An 18,262-nucleotide genomic window follows, 5' to 3' on the forward strand; every position below is an offset into this window, starting at 1 on the left:
ACGCTTAGCTATTCTTGGGTATTCGCTTCAAGCGCGTGGGTTTCTGTTTCAACTTGATTCGCTGCTGGCAGTAATTTCTCAGGATGATCCATACTATAACAAGACCATTCATTAAGCTTCAAGTTCAGACTTGAAACCAGGGGACCAATGTCCGTTCCCCCATGTGATAAAATTACCAGTGAATAAAGTGGTTGACCAGACTTATTGGCCAGGGTAACAAAATGATAGTTGTCTGTATCAGGGTTGATCTGGGGTAGTAATTGGGTATCATGATAACTTGGAAAAGTTTCTGGTAAGTGAACTTCTGATAGACAAGTTCGGATATAGTCATAATTCTCTTCAAATGCGATTGGCGATAAAATATTTAAGATCATGGCAACATCCATTTGCTTGTCTGGGTAGGCTTGAGGATATTGAAGGCTACTAAGATTAACTAGCGCTTGACTTAAATCGCCAAAATTCGTTTGGTAATGGTTTACCAAAAGGTTGCTAGCAGTAGGATCGGCTTCTGTGAGTGCATGGTAGATGAGTTCATAGATTGAATAAGATTCTTTCTTAGCTCCATTCGTAATCGTACCTTCACCAACTTGATGGAAATTGACATCATATTTGATTTGATCTTGCCAATTAGCTAAGCCTTGATTGACCAGATCTGAATAGAGGCGAGCCAAGCCAATATTTAGAATGGATCCTACAGGAAAAGCTTGCTTTTCATTTAATAGGTAGACTTCTTGAGTTTGGTAATTATAATAAGCTAGACTGATCTGATCCAAGGGATAGTTATACTGAGTGATAACAGACTGAACCAAATGGTCAACATTATTAAATTCATCATAATCTTGGGAATATTGAGTGGCCTCGGCTTCTTTTTGGGCTAGTGCTTGCTCTTGCTGGGGCACTGGAGCTCGGTTAGCAGGATCATTTTCCTGAGAAAACTGAATCATAGGCTCTTTGCCACAAGCCGTTAAAATCATTAAGCTAACGGCTAAAAGGGGTAAATACAAAGATCGTCTCATTGTGAACACCTTTCTCTAAACAATAGTAACATTATAGCATAGATGTATTAAAAAAATTCGATAAAATTCGCTCAAATATACAAATTCGTAATTAGAAAATAAATAGATAAAAAACTAAAATTAATATCTAATGAGAACAAAATGAACAGATTATTAAAAATACTTGACATAAACCCTGATCCTTGTTATCATAAATTCTATCAGAAAGGAGAATAACCATGTCTCAAATTAAGTGTAAACTATCTATGTCAAACTTTTATCGCTTCTTTAGATAGTGCTTGCATTCTCCAGATGCAAGCACGTAGCTGATTGCATCTAATAGGAGCCTATTTAAGTGCCTTATTAGATTATCATAAATCTAATGTAGGCCTGAGGGTGAACATGATTATTCTTATAATTGACCTACATTAGTGATTAATGTAGGTTTTTTATTTTTGAAAAAAGTATGGAGGGAAAAAGTGAAGAATAGAATTAAAGGGATTTTTCAAGCAATTGCCTTGATAGCTCTAGTGCTATCAGTGAATATGCTGAAAGTTCAAGCTGCCCAAGAAGTTACAGTTGCAGTAAGTGCTCAATCAAAGCCTTATAATTATCACAACGACAAGCAGGAGTTGACCGGTTTTGAAATTGATTTATTGAAAGAAATAGATCAACGATTAGATGCTTATCAATTTAACTATGAAACAACGGAATTTGCCTCTTTATTTGCTGGCTTGGATGCTGGTAAATTCGATCTGATTGCCAATAATATTGGTGATAAAGAAGAACGTCGGGAAAAATATTTATTTAGTCAGTACCCCTATGTGATCACTCATAATGTCTTGATCACTAAGCCAGAATTGGGTGAGAAAGTAGATTTAACTGACTTAGCCGGTCGTTCGATGGGGATTGTGGCTGGCTCTGCTCAGTCGATTTTTATGGAGGCTTATAACAAAGCTAACCCTGATAAGGCCGTACGTCTAGATTATGTTGATACAGATGCTTCCACTATCATTCGAGGGGTTGAATCGGGTCAATATGATGCGACGATCTATTCTACCACCTACTTAAAAGATGTAGAAGATACCTATGGGATCAAACTAAAAGGACATCCGATTGCTAATGAAGATGAGATTCAGCCACCAGGTGCTTATTTCCTCTACCGTAAGGATAACCAAGAATCACTTCAACTAAGAGATGCCATTGACCAGGTTTTAGCTGAAATGCGTGAAGATGGTAGCCTTAAAGAATTAAGCGAGAAATATTTTGGCCAAGATGATAGTCAATTATCCAAAGAGATTATGGACTATAATGATTCACTTGCTCAAGCAGATCAATCGTCTGCTCGAAAGGTGATTGTGGGTACCAGTGGTCAAACCAAACCACTAAATTATTTCACTGAAGATACCAACCAATTGACAGGAATTGAAGTCGATATCCTTAATGAAATTGATCGAAGATTAGATGAAATTACTATCGACTATGAAATTACAGAATTTGCTTCCTTATTTGCAGGACTCGATTCGCAAGCGTTTGATTTAGTGGCTAATAACTTAGGAGAAAATCCAGAAAGAAGAGAAAAATTTCTCTTCTCACTTTATCCCTATATTATTACTCATAATGTTGTCATTACACAAACCGGTACTCCAGAAAATATGAAAATGGAGGACTTTACAGGTAAATCATTCGGAGTTGTCCCCGCTTCTCCTCAATCCATGTTCTTAGAAAAATGGAATGAAGACCACCCTGACCAAGCCGTTGACATTCAATATGTAGACTCTGATCCATCTACAATTATTCGAGATGTCTATAATGGTCGGTTTGATGCGACGATTTACAATACGACTTACTTAAACGATGTCCAAGATACTTTTGGAATTAAACTACAAAGTCATGCCATTGAAAATGAGGACGCCATTCGTCCACCCGGTTCCTATTTTATCTATCGTAAAGATGATCAAGATTTACGTAACTTAATGGATCAGACTCTCGCAGAAATGAGAGCAGATGGCACTCTAGCTGCCATTAGTGAGAAATACCTAGGGGAAGATCATACGCAGTTAACTCCTGAAATCATTGAAAAAAATGATAAAATCGAAGCAGAGCGAACGGGCCAAGAAAATTCAAGGGAATCTAGTGATCTCGTAAGTTCAGAAGCGAAGTCTTCAACTGACGGGAAATTATTTGCACCAGAAGTGATCGGTCAAATTATGCCAACGATCTTGTCCAAATTGCCGATTACTTTACTGATGACTTTGGTGTCCGCTTTAATTGGTCTATCTCTGGGATTTATTATTGCTATCACTAAGATTCGAGGTGTGCCGGTCTTATCTCAATTATTTAACGTTTTCGTCTCCTTTATGAGAGGAACACCGCAACTGGTTCAACTATTTTTAGCTTTTTATGGTTTCCCGTTGGTTGTTAGATGGTTGAATCAACAATTTGGCTGGACCTTTGATGTTAATAATATTCCGGCTTTAACGTATGTTTTTATCGCCTTTGGTTTAAATGAAGCAGCCTATAATTCTGAAACCTTTAGAGCAGCTATCTTGTCTGTCGATCAAAGTGAAGTTGAAGCGGCTAAATCTATTGGCTTGACCTCTAGTCAGACCATGCGCCGGATTATTTTGCCGTCAGCTTTAATTGTGGCAATTCCGAACTTAGGGAATAGTTTAATTTCATTACTAAAGGGAACATCTTTAGCTTTTACCGTTACAATTATAGATATTATGGGACAAGCGAGAATTATTGCCGGTTCTAATTTACGTTTCTTTGAAGCTTACATAGCTGTAGCCTTAATTTATTGGATTTGTTGTATCTTGATTGAGCAGGCAGTTAAGTGGTTGGAAGGGCGATTAAATGTGGATAATCATGAACTTGAAGATATTAGAGTAGAGGAGGCTAGTCATGCTTAAGTTAAGTCAATGGTCAAAGTCATTTAAGAATAATTGTGTCTTGAATGATATTAATCTTGAAGTAGCGACCGGTCACGTATTAACCATTATAGGAGCCAGTGGATCTGGTAAGTCAACCTTACTCCGGACCATTAATTTTCTAGAGCCAGCTGACTCTGGAATCATGCAAATTGGTGAGATCACTAGAGACGTGAGTCAAGTAACTAATAAAGATATTCTTGCGATCCGGCGGCAGACAGCTATGGTTTTTCAAAATTATGCCTTATTTTCTAAGAAAACAGCCCTAGAAAATGTGATGGAAAGTTTGGTAATGGTCAAAAAAATTCCTAAGGCAGAAGCCCAGACTATTGCGGAGGGATACTTGGAAATGGTTGGGATGAAAGATCGGATTCATTACTATCCAAGTAAATTATCTGGAGGGCAAAAGCAAAGGGTTGGTATCGCCCGAGCACTAGCTATCAAGCCGGAAGTTATTTTATTTGATGAACCAACCTCGGCTCTTGATCCTGAATTGGTTGGGGGTATTCTAGACCTTATTCAAGAGATTGCCCATAATGAAACAACGATGATTATGGTTACCCATGAAATGAATTTTGCTAAACAAGTATCAGATCAAGTTATCTTCTTGGATCAAGGAAGAATACTAGAGCAGGGAAGTCCTGACCAGATATTCGACCATCCAAGAGAAGAGAGAACTGCTCAGTTTATTCAAGGTATTACGAGCTACTAGAAAGGAAAGACCTATGCGTATTGGTTATCAAGGAATTCAAGGATCCTATAGCGAGATGACAGTCCAAGACTATCTTCAAGACCATCAAATTCTCCAGGAGAAAGCTGAGTTACGGGGTTTTTCGGCTTTCAATTTGATTACCTCAAGTCTCCTATCTGAAGAACTTGATTTAGCTATTTTACCGGTAGAAAATTCAACCACTGGTTTGATTACCCGAACCTTGGATTTATTTCGCTATCAACCGATATGTGGGGTTCAAGTACTATACCAACCTGTGCGTCATTCTTTATGGGGATTACCTGGTAGTGAAATAAACCAGATTAGACAAGTCTATTCCCACCCAGAGGCATTGTCCCAATGCCAGCAATTCTTCCAAGATCACCCTTGGATAGAACCCATCTCTTATACTGATACTGCTGGCGCCGCCTTGATGGTATCTGAGAGTAAGAATCCGGAAATAGCAGCCCTGTCTAGTCCTCGTGCAGGTCTTTTATACCAGTTAGAAGCACTAGAAAGTGAAATTCAATCGGAGTTAACGAATACCACCAAATTCTTTGCAACCGAAAAATTACATCTCGAGCAAAAATCCTATGGGGACTACTTAAATGAGTGGCGAGACCAATCTCCAGAACGAACCCGTTTACTGTTGTATGTGGAGACACTTCACCAACCAGGGGCTTTGGCTAAGCTGCTAAATGCCTTCCAATTATTTGATTGTAATTTACAAAGCTTAGACGCCCGCCCCATTAAAGATAAGCCTTTTAACTATGGTTTCTTTGTAGAAGTTGAAATCGGTAACTTATCAATGGATATGAATGTTTTTTGGTCAACCTTATCCTATGCGACGGCCTATTTGCAGGTGATTGCTTGTTATGAGCCTTTAGAGATACTAATGGACTATCTAGATTAGGAGTTAGATATGGATCAAATCAATATAGCAATTGTTGGCCTTGGTGTGGTTGGAGGATCCTTTGCCTTAGCCTTGGCCCAACAAGATACATATCCTGTTAATGTAATGGGGATTGATCACAATTTGGTGACACTTCAGAAGGCTCAACAAGCGAATGTGATTAGTCGGGGGGAGGTAAACAATCAAACCATCCTACAAGAGGCAGACTTAGTTATCATTACCCTATATCCATTTGACTTAGTTGACTTTATTAAGGCTAATAAGGATTATTTCAAACCTGGGGCGATTGTAACCGATGTGACCGGTGTTAAGGGAGACCTAATTCACCAAATCCTGGAATATTTGCCTGAGAGTTTAGAATTTATTCCCGGTCATCCGATGGCGGGGAAGGAGAAAAAAGGCTTTGACTATGCTAGCGCAGAAGTTTTCAAGGGGGCTAACTATTTGTTGATGCCTCATGAGAAGAGTACTGAAGAGAATCTTAATCGGTTCATAAGCTTGCTTCAAGTCTTAGGTTTCAAGAGAATTAGTCAAGTTTCATCAAGCTTACATGATGAAATGATCGCCTATACTAGCCAATTATGCCATGTCATCTCGGTAGCCTTAGTTAATAGTGATAATCCAGAGCGGGAAACAGTTAAATTTATTGGTGACAGTTATCGAGAACTGACACGAATTGCCAAAATTAATGATGAACTATGGACTCAGTTATTTGTCACTAACAAAGAGCAACTATTGAAGTCCATTGAAAATTTCGAAGTTGAGTTAGACTACATTAAAGATGCCCTAGTGGCAGATAAGTTTGATAATTTGCGTCAAGCCTTTCAACAATCCACTCAAAGAAGAGAGAATTTAGAAATCAATGACTTAAAAACTAAAGAATAAATTTCCCCTTACAAGTAGCTGGCCATTTCAATGGTCAGCTCTTTTTGATAGAATAATAAAGCTGAGGAGGATGGACATGTTAAAATTATATGGAATAAAAAAATGTAGCACAGTTCAACGAGCTATTAAATATTTAGAAGAAGCAGGTGTCACCATTGATCAGTGTATCGATTATCGCGAAGAAACGCCAAGTAGACAGTTATTAGCTTTAGCATTAGAGGAAACAAATGGCAAGCCTAAGAAAATAATCAACACCTCGGGTCAACTATATCGGGACTTAGGGTTAAAAGATAAGCTTGATCAACTCAGTAGTGAAGAAATACTAGACCTACTTCAAGATAACGGCATGTTAATCAAGCGCCCCTTTATCACAGATGGGACAAAGGTAACAGTAGGTGCTAAAGAAGATATTTTGGATGGAGCATGGATAAACTAATAAGAAAAGAAAGAGGAAGTCGTATGTCGTTTACTTATTTAAATGAGGCGCTTAACTGGCTAGATAATCAGCAAAGCAATATTCCTCGTCCTAACCTTGAAAAAATTGAGCTAGCCTTAGATTATCTAGGCAATCCTCATTTAGAAATTGATCATATCATTCACATCACCGGTACCAATGGTAAGGGCTCTACTAGTGCTTTTTTAAAGGAGTTATTTACTCAGCAAGGCTTACGGGTTGGAACCTTTACTTCACCCCATATTATGTATTTTAACGAGCGTTTTAGATTTGATGGTCAATATATTTCGGATAGTGATCTTCTCAAAGTCATCAACCAAATGCTACCGGTTAATGACTATATGGAGACTACGGAATTTGGTGTTTTAACTTTTTTTGAATTGTATACGGTGATGGCTGCTCTTTATTTTAAGGAAAAAAAGCCTGATGTAGTCTTACTTGAAGTGGGTATTGGTGGCTTTCAAGATTGTACGAACGTATTTCCAACAGATACCCAAATTATTACAACGATTGGTGTAGACCATGAAGGGATTCTTGGAAATTCATTGGAATCCGTTGCTATTGAAAAGGCCGGTATCATTAAGCCTAACTCACTTGTCATTATAGGAAATGTGCCGAATGTGGCTACCTCAATCTTAGTGAAACGGGCACGGCGCTTGAATTGTAATTATGCCATTTATAATCATTCCTATTATTATATTGAACCCGACTCTTTGGGGCCGGATGGATCACGCTTTAAATATGTGGATCATTTTCTTAATCCGCAAGGTGATGAAGAGGAGATGGAGGTTGATCATACACCGGAGTCTCAAGTTGTGCAAATTCAAATGATAGGTGAACATCAAATTCAAAATGCTACCGTAGCTCTTGCCTGTTTTTATCGCTGGATGGACCATCACGAGCTGAATGTCGAAGGTGAAGCCGTTGAATCCGCCTTAAAATCAACTGTCTGGCAAGGTCGAATGGAACGATTAACCTCTGATTCCCCGATGATCTATATAGATGGTGCCCACAATCCTGCTGGATTAACGGCCATGAAGCAAATGCTGGAACAATTCTTTTACGATAAACAAGTAACGATTCTTTATACAGGTATCTCTACCAAAGACCAACAAAGTCAAGTTGATTTACTTATTGAGATGGCACCCGAAGAATTAATCTTTACTGAATTTGATAATTACCGAGCAGTCCCATTGGATAAGTTTAGAGAAATTGTGGATGAAAGCTCCTTGACTATCGATTTTCCAATAAGATATGAAGCTAATTGGCGACAATATATTCAACACTTCATCAATGAATATAAGGATAATCCGAATCGAATGTTGTTAGTCACAGGTTCACTTTATTTTATCTCTCAAGTTCGGCAAAATATACTCTATTAGGAGGATTATAATGACCAAGCAACTATTTCAACATCAGACTTTAGGGGATTTAATGGCCGGTTATTTTGATGGAACATTGACTATCGAAGACTTACTGAAGCACGGCGATACTGGCATCGGGTCTTTTCATGCTTTTGATGGAGAACTGATTGTCCTTGACGGGCAAGCTTACCAAATCAAATCCAGTGGGGAGGTTCTAGAAGTTGAACCTAGTCAGAAGACTCCCTATGCGGCGGTATCTTTTTTTGAGCCGGACCACCGTATTAATTTGAATGGTATTAGCTCTTTAAGTATTTTGAGAAATACTTTGACGGATAAGGTCAAGAGTCCCAATGTTTTTTCAGTGTTTCGTATTGATGGCTTTTTCCAATATGTAAAAACCCGTGCAGTTGAAAAACAAAATAAGCCCTATCCAAGAATCATTGAAGCGACAAAAGTTCAACCAGAATTTGAAGCCTATAATTTGGAAGGGACAGTGGTGGGGATATATACCCCCAAATTGTTTGACGGGGTTTCGATTGCTGGTTATCATTCACATTTTATTAGTGCTGATAGAAAGTTTGGTGGCCACGTTCTCGACCATCAAGTCATGAATGCCAGAATTTCAATTCAAACGATTGATCAATTGGTGCAAAATTTTGCCACGGACCATCAGGAATTCATGGAAAGCTCCATTGATTATGGAGACTTGGCCTCAGAAATGAATCAAGCAGAAGGCTAGATCTAACTAAAATAATGAAGACCCTATAAGCGAGACTACTTAGTAATGGTTTCGCTTATAGGGTCTTCATTATTTAGGATCATCCTTATGTGGATCCTTGACTTGCTTGTCTTCCTTTATTACAAATAGCTTGATAATAACATATGAAAGTAAAATAAAAGTGATGGCTCCACTTGTATCGAGAATAACATCGCTTATTAAGCCACTTCGACCAGGATTTAAGGCTTGTCTGAGTTCATCAAAACTAGCATAGCCGAAGACGAGCCAGACACTAATGAATCCATTTAGAGCTAGGGGGCGAATGTAGGGAGTCAACCATGTAAATATGAGCGCACCGATCAAGCCAAATAACAAGAAGTGGGCGCCTTTTCGGATAAAGAATTCAATAAAAGCATAATAATTACTGGAAGCAATACTAATCGGTTGGCCTCCATAGACAAATTGTATTTTTGCTAAGTAATTGTAGCCCGGTTGCTCGGGCCACCAAGAAGCTAATTGGCTTACCAGTGATTGTTCTTGGTAGGTCATGCTGGAAGACAGAAAGATGGTCAAGACTAAACAGCAAAGTAAGATAAAAGACAAATAGGAAAGTTTTTTGAGTGTCATATTTACCTCCTTGATCACACAGTATAACAAATTACATTAAAAATTTTGACCGATTCAAATTAAATTCTAAGAAACATTGACTAAAATTCTTACTTTGTGTATTATTTGATTAATTAAAAGAGGATGAGGGGATATAAATGGCACAGTTTTTCGATCATGAAATCTTTGACTTAATCGAATTAGAAAAGCAAAGACAAGAGGATAACATAGAATTAATAGCATCTGAAAATTTCACCTCTGAAGAAGTGAGATTGGCTAATGGTAGTATCTTAACTCATAAATATGCTGAAGGCTACCCTAATAAACGCTATTACGGGGGCTGTGAGTATATCGATCAAATTGAACAATTGGCAATTGACCGAGCCAAAGAGCTATTTGGGGCGGAGTATGTTAATGTTCAGCCACATTCAGGTTCTCAGGCAAATATGGCCGTTTTTAGAGCTATGCTCAATCATGGAGACAAGTATATGGGACTGGACTTGGACCATGGCGGGCACTTAACGCATGGAAGCCCGGCCAACTTTTCCGGTAAGGATTACCAGGTTATTTCATACCAATTAGATGCTGAGTCCGAGACTTTGGATTATGATGCTATCCAAGACTTAGCGGTTGCTGAACAACCTAAGTTAATTATAGCAGGCTACACAGCTTATCCAAGAGCCATTGATTTCAAGCGTTTCCGTGAGATTGCGGATGCTTGTGGTGCTATTTTGTGGGTTGATATGGCTCATATTGCAGGTTTGGTAGCCGGTGGTAGCCACATGAGTCCGATTCCTTATGCAGATATTGTTACTACTACAACCCATAAGACATTAAGGGGTCCTCGTGGTGGGATGATCTTGGCTAAGGAAGAATACGCTAAGAAGTTGAATAGTGTTGTTTTCCCTGGAAGCCAGGGCGGTCCCTTAGAGCATGTTATTGCCGCTAAGGCCATATGCTTAAAGGAAGCCTTGGAAGAAAACTTTACAAATTATGCTCATCAAGTGGTAGCTAATGCCAAAGCCATGGCTGAAGTATTTAAAGATTCACCGGCACGTATGGTATCAGGTGGGACTGATAATCATCTTTTGTTAATTGATGTCTCTGATTTTGACTTAACAGGTAAGCAAGCTGAAGAATTATTAGATGAAGTAAAAATAACCGTCAATAAGAATACAGTTCCCTTTGATAAACGGAGTCCTTTTGTGACAAGTGGGATCCGGATTGGTACACCAGCTATTACAACTCGTGGCTTCGATGAAGAAGCTTGCCGCGAAGTGGCACGTTTGATTATTAGAACATTGGAAGCCAAGGAGGACTCAGAAAAACGTAAGCAGATTACTCAAGAAGTTTTAAGTTTAACGGCTCAATATCCTCTTTACAAATAAGATAATTGCTAAATAAAAATAAGCCAGCAGATTGTATTTCTGCTGGCTTATTTGAATTCTGAATGAAACGAACATCTAGCTTACAATCTCCGCTTCAATTGAGCTTACTTGATTTGGATTTACCGGAGGACTCTCTCCATCTGGGTTAGGACGTGAAGCTTCATCTTGGTGAACAGATTCATCTTGATTAGAAGATGAATTCTGATCGCTTTGGCTAGAGCTATTAGCTTCTTGTCTTCTTAACTCTGCCTCTTTTTTCGCTTTGTCTAAGTATTCACTCCAGAAACGAGCATGATCTTCATCGGTTGCATTAAACATAAAATCATAATGCAGGCTCGGAGCTGGATGGGTAACCTTAAACCAATCTTCACGGGTTGGGCCGGTAATACTAATTTGATTACCGTTAATCGTAATATTACCAGGTAAAGTTCCGGTTGCTTCAAGAATTGTTTGTTTTTGTACGCTGGAAGGTGGTGTGAATTGTTGGTCGGAGCCAAAAATATCCGGCCGGATACGGTAGATATCATTAACGATCTTGGCCCAATAGGTCTGGCTGCGGACACTTTCTCGGTCGTAGCCATCGTTGATATCAATTGAATAATCTTGGTAACGACTATCATAACCAATCCAAGATCCAATGGTAACAGTAGGGGTCGAACCGATCATCCAAATATCTTTTGAGTTTTCGCTGATTCCAGACTTAGCAATCCAGTCGCCAGGAACTTCTAACCATTCATTGGCTGTTCGACCCGTTCCTTGAGTCATCGTATCTCTGAGAATATCTAAAATTTGATAGTTTGTATCTTCGGAAAAGACGCGAACCGGTTCTGCTTCTTGTTGGAAGATGGTATTACCAGTTGAATCCACTATTTTTTCAATAAGATAGCCTTCGTGGTAATTTCCTCCGTTAGCAAAGGTAGAAAAGGCGCGAGTTTCCTCAAAGACTGTTGGACCCGTCGTAACACCACCCAGTGAGAAGGCGAGATTTTCAGTGTCTTCTTTGGTGTAAGAATCAACGGTGTTAAAGCCCATTTTGCTTAAATAGTCAATAATTGGAACACTCTGATTTAAGAGCTCTTGGTAGATTCGAACAGCAGGGATATTATCCGACTTATAAAGAGCCGTTCTAACCGACATAAATTCATTGCTAACATAGTTCCCATAGTTAGTTGGGGCCCAAGAACTGCCATCTTCATAGACTTCATAAAAGGCCGTATCAGGTACAATTGTTGCTGGATTAACGATATTGTGTTCCATTGCCGGACCATAAACGGCTAGGGGCTTAATAGTAGATCCAGGTGAACGTCTCATCTGGAAGGCATGGTCAATTTGATTGTTCTCATAATCAGTACCTGCAATAAAACCGAGGACTTTTCCGGTTTGATTATCAATCATTACAAGACCGGTTTGGACTTTTTCTACGTAGTAAGTTTCTTGACCCGTTTCTGGGTCTACATAGACGCCATCGTAGGTAACACCTAATTGGTCCTCATATTCTTTGGCTGAAACTTGTAATTGGTCATAAATCTCCTTATCGATAGTCGAATAGATTTGATAGCCACTGGTTCGAATCTCTTTTTCAGCCTGATTATAATAATCGTTATACCAATCATCATCTTGATAAACTTGCTGCCAAGTATAACCGTCCTTTTCGATGTTCAGGTGCATAATTTTTTCGATGGCACCGTGTAAGACTGCTTGGTAAAGATAGGATTGGCGTTCAATTTGTCTAGCCTGAGGGGCGATGAAATCTTGTGCGATGTCATAATTTAAGGCTTGCTCATAAGTGGACTTATCGATGAATTGCTCGCGGTACATCCTAAATAAGACTTCCTTCATTCTCTCGATACCTGCTGAAAGGTCTTCACGAAGCTGACCATCTTGTTGGTAAGGAGTGTAGGAGTATGGGTCTTGAGGAAGACCAGCTAGGAAAGCTGCCTGGTTAAGATTGACATCCTTAGCTGATTTACCAAAGATACCTTGAGCAGCTTCTTCTATACCAGCTATATTCTCTCCTTTATTATTTCGCCCAAAAGGGGAGACATTTAAGTAGGCCGTTAAAATTTCATCTTTATCAAAATGATTTTCAACTCTTAATGCTAATAGGATTTCATTGGCCTTACGAAAGAATGTGACATCATTTGAAAGCATCTGCTGTTTGACCAGTTGCTGAGTAATAGTGGACCCCCCTGTTCCTGATCCCGTTAAGAGGGTCTGTAGGGCCGCGCGTATAATTGCTTTGGGAACAATTCCCTTGTGAATCTTAAAGTATTCGTCTTCAGTAGCTAAAAATCCATTGATAACATCTGGAGCGACCTGGTCTAATTGGATATTGGTCCGTACTAGGTCTGTTTGGACATTAGCAATCGGCTGGCCATTATTATAAAAAAGAGTACTTTGTTGGTCTAATTGTCCCAGTTGTTTAGACATCTCTTGATGGCTAGGTGGTTCTGTATTCCCGACTAGGTTGGCAAAATAGCCCAAGCCGGTTCCGGCCACTAATGCAGCTCCTAGCAAGACTAGTAGGAGGAGATATAAGAACAGCTTACCTAAAATGTTAAGGGTTACATTGAATCCAAACAAAGTTTTTTGTTTACCATCATATTGAGAAAGAGAGTAGGGATTGCTTGCTTCATCTTTAGTTTTCTTTCGGAATCGAATCCACTTATCTTGCAAGTTAATCTTGGCTTTGTTTTTCTTTTTTCTTTTTTCTTTTTTCTTATCCGAGCTTTGAGGCTCCTTAGCCTTTACCTTGTTTTGATAGGTTAAGTTTTCTTCGCTTAAGTCAATGTTTTCAGACTGTTCAGTGGCTCTTCTTCTTTTTCTTTCTTGGTCAATTTCATCGGGACTAGGAAGCGGTCGACTGGTTTGAGTTTCTTCTTGCTCGATTCCACGCACTTTTTTTACGGATCGTTGTAACTGGATAGCCTTTCTTTCTTCTTCTTTAGAAGAATAGCGGCTTTTGCGTTGAGTATGATTGGATGGTTGGTCAGTCATAAGTCACCTTCCTTCTGAATCTATCGTTGCATAAGGCTTTTCACTGGTATATTATACTTAAAAGATTTTTTAATAACAAGATTTAGCCTGTTAGTCATACTTTATCTGATCTTTTCTAGATATTTAGTCTTATTTTTTTCAAAGATTATGTAAATATGCTAAAATTAATAAAGCATTTAAATAGAAAGGAGGCCAACCATGTTTAAGCGTGTGCTGATTATTGTGAATCCAGTCGCCGGTAAGGGGCACGCCAGTCACTACGGCCTGAAGTTGGGACAGTTGTTGATGGATCACTATCAATCCGAAGTGACCATCAAAGAAACTCAAGGTGACCGAGATGCCTTCCACTGGGCGCGACAAGCTGAATTAGAGCACTATGATTCTGTGATCTGCCTTGGCGGGGACGGAACCGTTCAAGAGACGATTGAAGGTCTCATGCAGGGGGAAAGGCCTCCTTGCTTTTCATTTGTTCCACTTGGAACGGTTAATGACCTAGGAAGAGCCTTGGGATATTCCATGAACCCCGATCGAGCGATCGAACGCTTTAAGGATATGTCAATTGATACGATGGATGTGGGTTTGGTCAATGACCGGGTTTTTATTAATGTGGTAGCCATTGGACCCATTCCAGAGACGGTTATGAATACAGATTCCTCAGATAAGAATCGCTTGGGTGTGTTGGCTTATATTAAAGATGGGGTCTCAGCCTTCTTCTCTGATAAGAGTTATCACTTAAAGGTGACCGATAGTCAAGGACAAGTCAGACAGCTTCACACGAACCTACTCTTGGTAGGCTTAACGAATAGTGTTGGGGGAATTGAATTAATGAATCCTCAAGCCAAATATAATGACGGCAAGATGTATTTAATTGCGGTTAAGGGGGCTAATCCTTTAGAAGCTGTTACTAGTATCTTTCAAGGAGGGATCTTGGAGACAGATCCAGATCGAATGTTATTCTTAGAAGATAAATTCTTCTTAATTGATGAAATGGAGGCATCTAGTTCATCAGTAGATACGAACGTTGATGGTGATCCAGGCCCTTGTCTGCCCCTACGGCTCGAGGTTAAACCCCAAGTGCTCAGAGTATATGTTCCCAATCGTAAGCGCCTACTAGTGAATTAAGTTGAGCCCTATTCAAGCTTAAAAATCAAAAATATGATATAATGAAAACGATATAGTGTATAAATAGCGAATATTTCTAATACTCTATTCATTTGTTGTTTGGTTTATTAAGAGAAAGAGGGATACGCGTGGCAAAAAAGTCAAAAGTTTCCAAAAAGCAACGTGAAATCATTGAAAAGGAATTGCGACGTGGCACAAGTAAATCTCGTATTGCCACTTTACTTGAAGTAGAATACGAAGTTGGGCAAGAAATGATCGATCAAGTTAAAGAATCCATTAGACCAGAGCTTGGTGACCAGATAAAGTTCCGATTCCGGGACAATCAGATGGCAGGAGTAATTATTAAGTTATTAACTAATAGTGCGGTAGTTGAGATTTATTGGTCTTATTCAGATGCTTCTATGCAGGATATTATGGAAGATCGGACGATTGTTAATTTTAAAGATATTGAAGATTTTATTAGCCTTCCTCACCAAGAAGAAGATGACCATATCATAATTATGGAGGACCAGAACGAATTCAAAGAAGCTGAAGATCTAGAAATGTAACTTAAACAACTTAGGAGCAATTGCTTTCTAAGTTGTTTTTTTTGTTCAAGCAAGCTAATATGATATTAGTTATTTGAGGAGGATGAAATGAAAAAATATGAACTAATTGCTACAGCAGGTGCTGGATTAGAAGCGCTAGTAGCCAGAGAACTTAAGGACTTGGGTTATCAAGTAGCTACAGAGAATGGTCGGGTTCGCTTCCAAGGAAGCATTGAAGACATAGCCAAGGCCAATATCTATCTAAGAACAGCTGATCGTATCAAAATTATTGTCGGACAATTCAAAGCGACCACTTTTGAAGAGCTGTTTGATCAAGTTTATGAATTAGCTTGGGAGGATATTATCCCCTTGGATGGGGAGTTCCCAGTGAAAGGGCGCTCGATTAAAAGTCAGCTGCATAGTGTTCCAAACGTTCAACGGATAACGAAGAAGGCTATCAGTAAAAAACTAATGGACTTCTACCATCGTCGTCAACACCTCCCAGAAACAGGTCATTTATATCCTATTGAAGTAGTTATTAGAAAAAATCAAGTGGAACTTCATTTAGATACTAGTGGTGAGAGTCTCTTCAAGCGAGGCTACCGCCAATTTAAGGGAGAAGCACCCTTAAAGGAAAATATGGCGGCTGCTCTTATTATGTTGACAACGTGGCGACCAGATCGGCCTCTTTATGATCCTACATGTGGTTCGGGAACGATTGTGATTGAAGCGGCCATGATGGGCCACAAGATTGCGCCGGGATTAAAACGCGACTTTGCTTTTGAAAAATGGCATTTATTAGATCCAACTTTATCAGCCAGCCAAGCTGTCCGCCAAAAAGCGGAGGCCGAAATTGATTGGGAGGTTGATTTGGAGATATTAGGTGCAGATATCGACCACCGGATGATTGAGATGGCTCAAGAAAATGCTAAAGCAGCCGGAGTTGAACAGAGCATCACTTTCAAGCAAATGCAAGTAGCTGATTATCGCCCGAGTAAAGAATATGGTATTCTCATAGCCAATCCTCCTTATGGGGATCGCTTGTTGGATGAGGACCAAGTTCACGAGATTTATCGACAAATGGGTGATATTTATCGACCGATGAAGACTTGGAGTAAATATATACTCACGAGTGATGAAAATTTTGAAGAATATTATGGTGAACCAGCAACCAAGAAACGAAAATTATACAATGGTCCACTTAAAGTTGACTTTTATCAATATTGGTCCCAAGCTTAAAGTTGAGAAGATGAAATCTGCTGATGCAAGGCTTGTTTGGCTAAGTAGTCCGCTTGCTTGTTATCATTTTCGCTAACCCAAGTAATGATAGATTCGGAATAATTATCTAAATAATGCAAAATTTCAGCTAGTAAATGCTGATAGCTTTTGGATTTGACAAATCTTTTATTGATACTTGAAGCCAAAATTTGGCTGTCCGTCTTGATAATAATGATTTCGGAATGCCAGCCCATACGCTCGATCAAATCCAAGGCTTTTACGAGTGCTTGAAATTCTGCTTGATGGTTATCGTCCACTTCAGTAAGAAAATATTGAAAGGTCTCTTTTTGACCTTGATGGCTTAAGATGCCGGCAAGTCCGGCACTTTTGTTTTTGGCTTGGTAGGCAGCGTCAGTTTGTAGGGTAATCATATGAACTCCAATCTAGTGAGTGAGAAAGGGATGTATCTTGAGTAAACATTTAAATGAGTATGAACAATTCTTAAAAATTCAATTATTATTGGAGCAAAATCAGCTTGATCAAGCTTGTTATTACTTAGAGCAATTATACCAAGCTAATCAAGATCCAGAGGTGTTTAATCTCTGGATCACAAGCCTGCTTGAACAAAATAAATATACCCAGGCTTATCAATTGTTTGATCAGTGGTATTTAGACTCTGAACAAATCTATGAAGACCAGGACCGGCTCAAACTTTGGTTGGAGACCTTATTCAATCAAGTCCATCCGGAAGACTATCTAATTGAATTATATCAAGTTCGAGAATATCTACAAGTATCCCAAGAAGAAGATCAATGGTTGGATGACTACTTTCAAGAAGCCCATCAATTACTAGGGTTAAAGCGCCAGCTCGCTCAAGCTACAGCTTCAAATTCCTACCAAGGCGTGCTAGAAAGTCTGCTGGCTTCAAAAGATCAAACAATTATGCGTGATCTGAGACACTTGATGCGACTGGGTCTGGATGCTTACCCTGTGATACTGGAGTTGTTAGCTAATGACCAGCTTGCTAATTACTTAAAGACAGAAATGCTTGAATGGTTGCTAGATCAAGGGGTTAGTCAAGAAGTGACCTATTCTTGGTTTGGTCAAATTTATCAGTTGGATTTGTCACGTCTAGTTAAACTTACCAATATGCCTATTTATAAGCGTTTATTGAGAGAGTGTGACCAGTTACTAAGTGATCAAGACCCCAATTTGATACCTTATTTTAAGAGACTTATTCAAGAGCTTTCCAAGTCAGCCTATCCTTTTGTGGAAGATGTTATTCCAGATTTTAGTTTCTTATTATCCTTGAATGAACCAACACCTTTAAATCAAGATGGCTACTTTGTTGAAGCGATGAAAGAAGCTTATACTTATGGAAATTTGTATTAAAAAAAGAGCTGGAATTCCAGCTCTTTTGCCTATTAAGTAAA

The 18,262-nt window shown here is 39.1% G+C and carries 16 protein-coding genes; 12 read left to right on the forward strand and 4 right to left on the reverse strand.

Annotated features, from left to right (window positions below; all coding sequences use genetic code 11):
- Positions 1–8: 8 nt before the first annotated feature.
- Positions 9–1,016, reverse strand: coding sequence for a serine hydrolase (locus T408_RS0100165; RefSeq protein ID WP_028118148.1), 1,008 nt, complete (start codon positions 1,014–1,016; stop codon positions 9–11).
- A 458-nt stretch (positions 1,017–1,474) separates the two neighbouring features.
- Between T408_RS0100165 and T408_RS11930 the strand changes: the two genes are divergently transcribed.
- The 7 genes from T408_RS11930 to budA all read left to right on the forward strand — a co-directional run bounded on the left by T408_RS11930 (position 1,475) and on the right by budA (position 8,992).
- Positions 1,475–3,910 (forward strand): ABC transporter substrate-binding protein/permease, encoded by a 2,436-nt coding sequence (locus tag T408_RS11930; RefSeq protein ID WP_084543843.1) that lies wholly within the window; start codon positions 1,475–1,477, stop codon positions 3,908–3,910.
- Positions 3,903–4,640 carry an amino acid ABC transporter ATP-binding protein gene (locus T408_RS0100175; RefSeq protein ID WP_028118149.1) on the forward strand — a complete coding sequence of 246 codons (738 nt, stop codon included), beginning with the start codon at positions 3,903–3,905 and terminating at the stop codon, positions 4,638–4,640. Before T408_RS11930 ends, T408_RS0100175 begins: the two co-directional genes overlap by 8 nt.
- Positions 4,641–4,653: 13 nt before the next feature.
- Positions 4,654–5,550: a prephenate dehydratase gene (locus T408_RS0100180; RefSeq protein WP_028118150.1), complete on the forward strand. Its 897-nt coding sequence runs from the start codon at positions 4,654–4,656 to the stop codon at positions 5,548–5,550.
- A 9-nt stretch (positions 5,551–5,559) separates the two neighbouring features.
- Positions 5,560–6,435: a prephenate dehydrogenase gene (locus T408_RS0100185; protein ID WP_211230814.1), complete on the forward strand. Its 876-nt coding sequence runs from the start codon at positions 5,560–5,562 to the stop codon at positions 6,433–6,435.
- 76 nt (positions 6,436–6,511) lie between these two features.
- Positions 6,512–6,871, forward strand: coding sequence for a Spx/MgsR family RNA polymerase-binding regulatory protein (locus T408_RS0100190; RefSeq protein ID WP_028118152.1), 360 nt, complete (start codon positions 6,512–6,514; stop codon positions 6,869–6,871).
- Positions 6,859–8,271, forward strand: coding sequence for a bifunctional folylpolyglutamate synthase/dihydrofolate synthase (locus T408_RS0100195; RefSeq protein ID WP_084543844.1), 1,413 nt, complete (start codon positions 6,859–6,861; stop codon positions 8,269–8,271). The genes T408_RS0100190 and T408_RS0100195 overlap by 13 nt, the downstream gene beginning before the upstream one ends.
- Positions 8,272–8,281: 10 nt before the next feature.
- On the forward strand, positions 8,282–8,992 hold the full coding sequence (budA, locus tag T408_RS0100200) for an acetolactate decarboxylase (protein ID WP_028118154.1): 711 nt from the start codon (positions 8,282–8,284) through the stop codon (positions 8,990–8,992).
- A 69-nt stretch (positions 8,993–9,061) separates the two neighbouring features.
- Here budA and T408_RS0100205 read toward each other — a convergent pair whose 3' ends face one another.
- Positions 9,062–9,598: a VanZ family protein gene (locus T408_RS0100205; protein ID WP_035419601.1), complete on the reverse strand. Its 537-nt coding sequence runs from the start codon at positions 9,596–9,598 to the stop codon at positions 9,062–9,064.
- 137 nt (positions 9,599–9,735) lie between these two features.
- Between T408_RS0100205 and glyA the strand changes: the two genes are divergently transcribed.
- A complete protein-coding gene (gene glyA, locus T408_RS0100210) occupies positions 9,736–10,965 on the forward strand; it encodes a serine hydroxymethyltransferase (RefSeq protein WP_028118156.1) in 1,230 nt (409 codons plus the stop codon).
- Positions 10,966–11,040: 75 nt separating this feature from the next.
- Here the strand turns inward: glyA and T408_RS10300 are convergent, their stop codons facing one another.
- Positions 11,041–13,962 carry a transglycosylase domain-containing protein gene (locus T408_RS10300; RefSeq protein ID WP_051444684.1) on the reverse strand — a complete coding sequence of 974 codons (2,922 nt, stop codon included), beginning with the start codon at positions 13,960–13,962 and terminating at the stop codon, positions 11,041–11,043.
- A 198-nt stretch (positions 13,963–14,160) separates the two neighbouring features.
- On the opposite strand from T408_RS10300, the gene T408_RS0100220 reads away from it, so the two are divergent.
- The 3 genes from T408_RS0100220 (at position 14,161) to T408_RS0100230 (ending at position 16,850) form a co-directional block, all read left to right on the forward strand.
- Complete coding sequence (locus T408_RS0100220; RefSeq protein ID WP_035419603.1) at positions 14,161–15,084, forward strand: diacylglycerol/lipid kinase family protein; 924 nt, start codon at positions 14,161–14,163, stop codon at positions 15,082–15,084.
- Positions 15,085–15,212: 128 nt separating this feature from the next.
- Positions 15,213–15,632 carry a DUF2187 family protein gene (locus tag T408_RS10305; RefSeq protein ID WP_051444685.1) on the forward strand — a complete coding sequence of 140 codons (420 nt, stop codon included), beginning with the start codon at positions 15,213–15,215 and terminating at the stop codon, positions 15,630–15,632.
- A gap of 87 nt (positions 15,633–15,719) precedes the next feature.
- On the forward strand, positions 15,720–16,850 hold the full coding sequence (locus T408_RS0100230) for a THUMP domain-containing class I SAM-dependent RNA methyltransferase (protein WP_028118158.1): 1,131 nt from the start codon (positions 15,720–15,722) through the stop codon (positions 16,848–16,850).
- On the opposite strand, the gene T408_RS0100235 is transcribed toward T408_RS0100230, so the two are convergent.
- Positions 16,847–17,260, reverse strand: a complete 414-nt coding sequence (locus T408_RS0100235) for a ribonuclease HI family protein (protein ID WP_028118159.1) — start codon at positions 17,258–17,260, stop codon at positions 16,847–16,849. The two genes, T408_RS0100230 and T408_RS0100235, sit on opposite strands and share 4 nt — an antisense overlap.
- Before the next feature lie 37 nt (positions 17,261–17,297).
- Between T408_RS0100235 and T408_RS0100240 the strand changes: the two genes are divergently transcribed.
- Entirely contained in the window at positions 17,298–18,221 is a 924-nt protein-coding gene (locus tag T408_RS0100240; RefSeq protein ID WP_028118160.1) for a hypothetical protein, read from the forward strand.
- Positions 18,222–18,262: the final 41 nt, after the last annotated feature.

Origin of the sequence: Hutsoniella sourekii ATCC 700629, from assembly GCF_000518205.1 — a bacterium.
Classification (GTDB): domain Bacteria; phylum Bacillota; class Bacilli; order Lactobacillales; family Aerococcaceae; genus Hutsoniella; species Hutsoniella sourekii.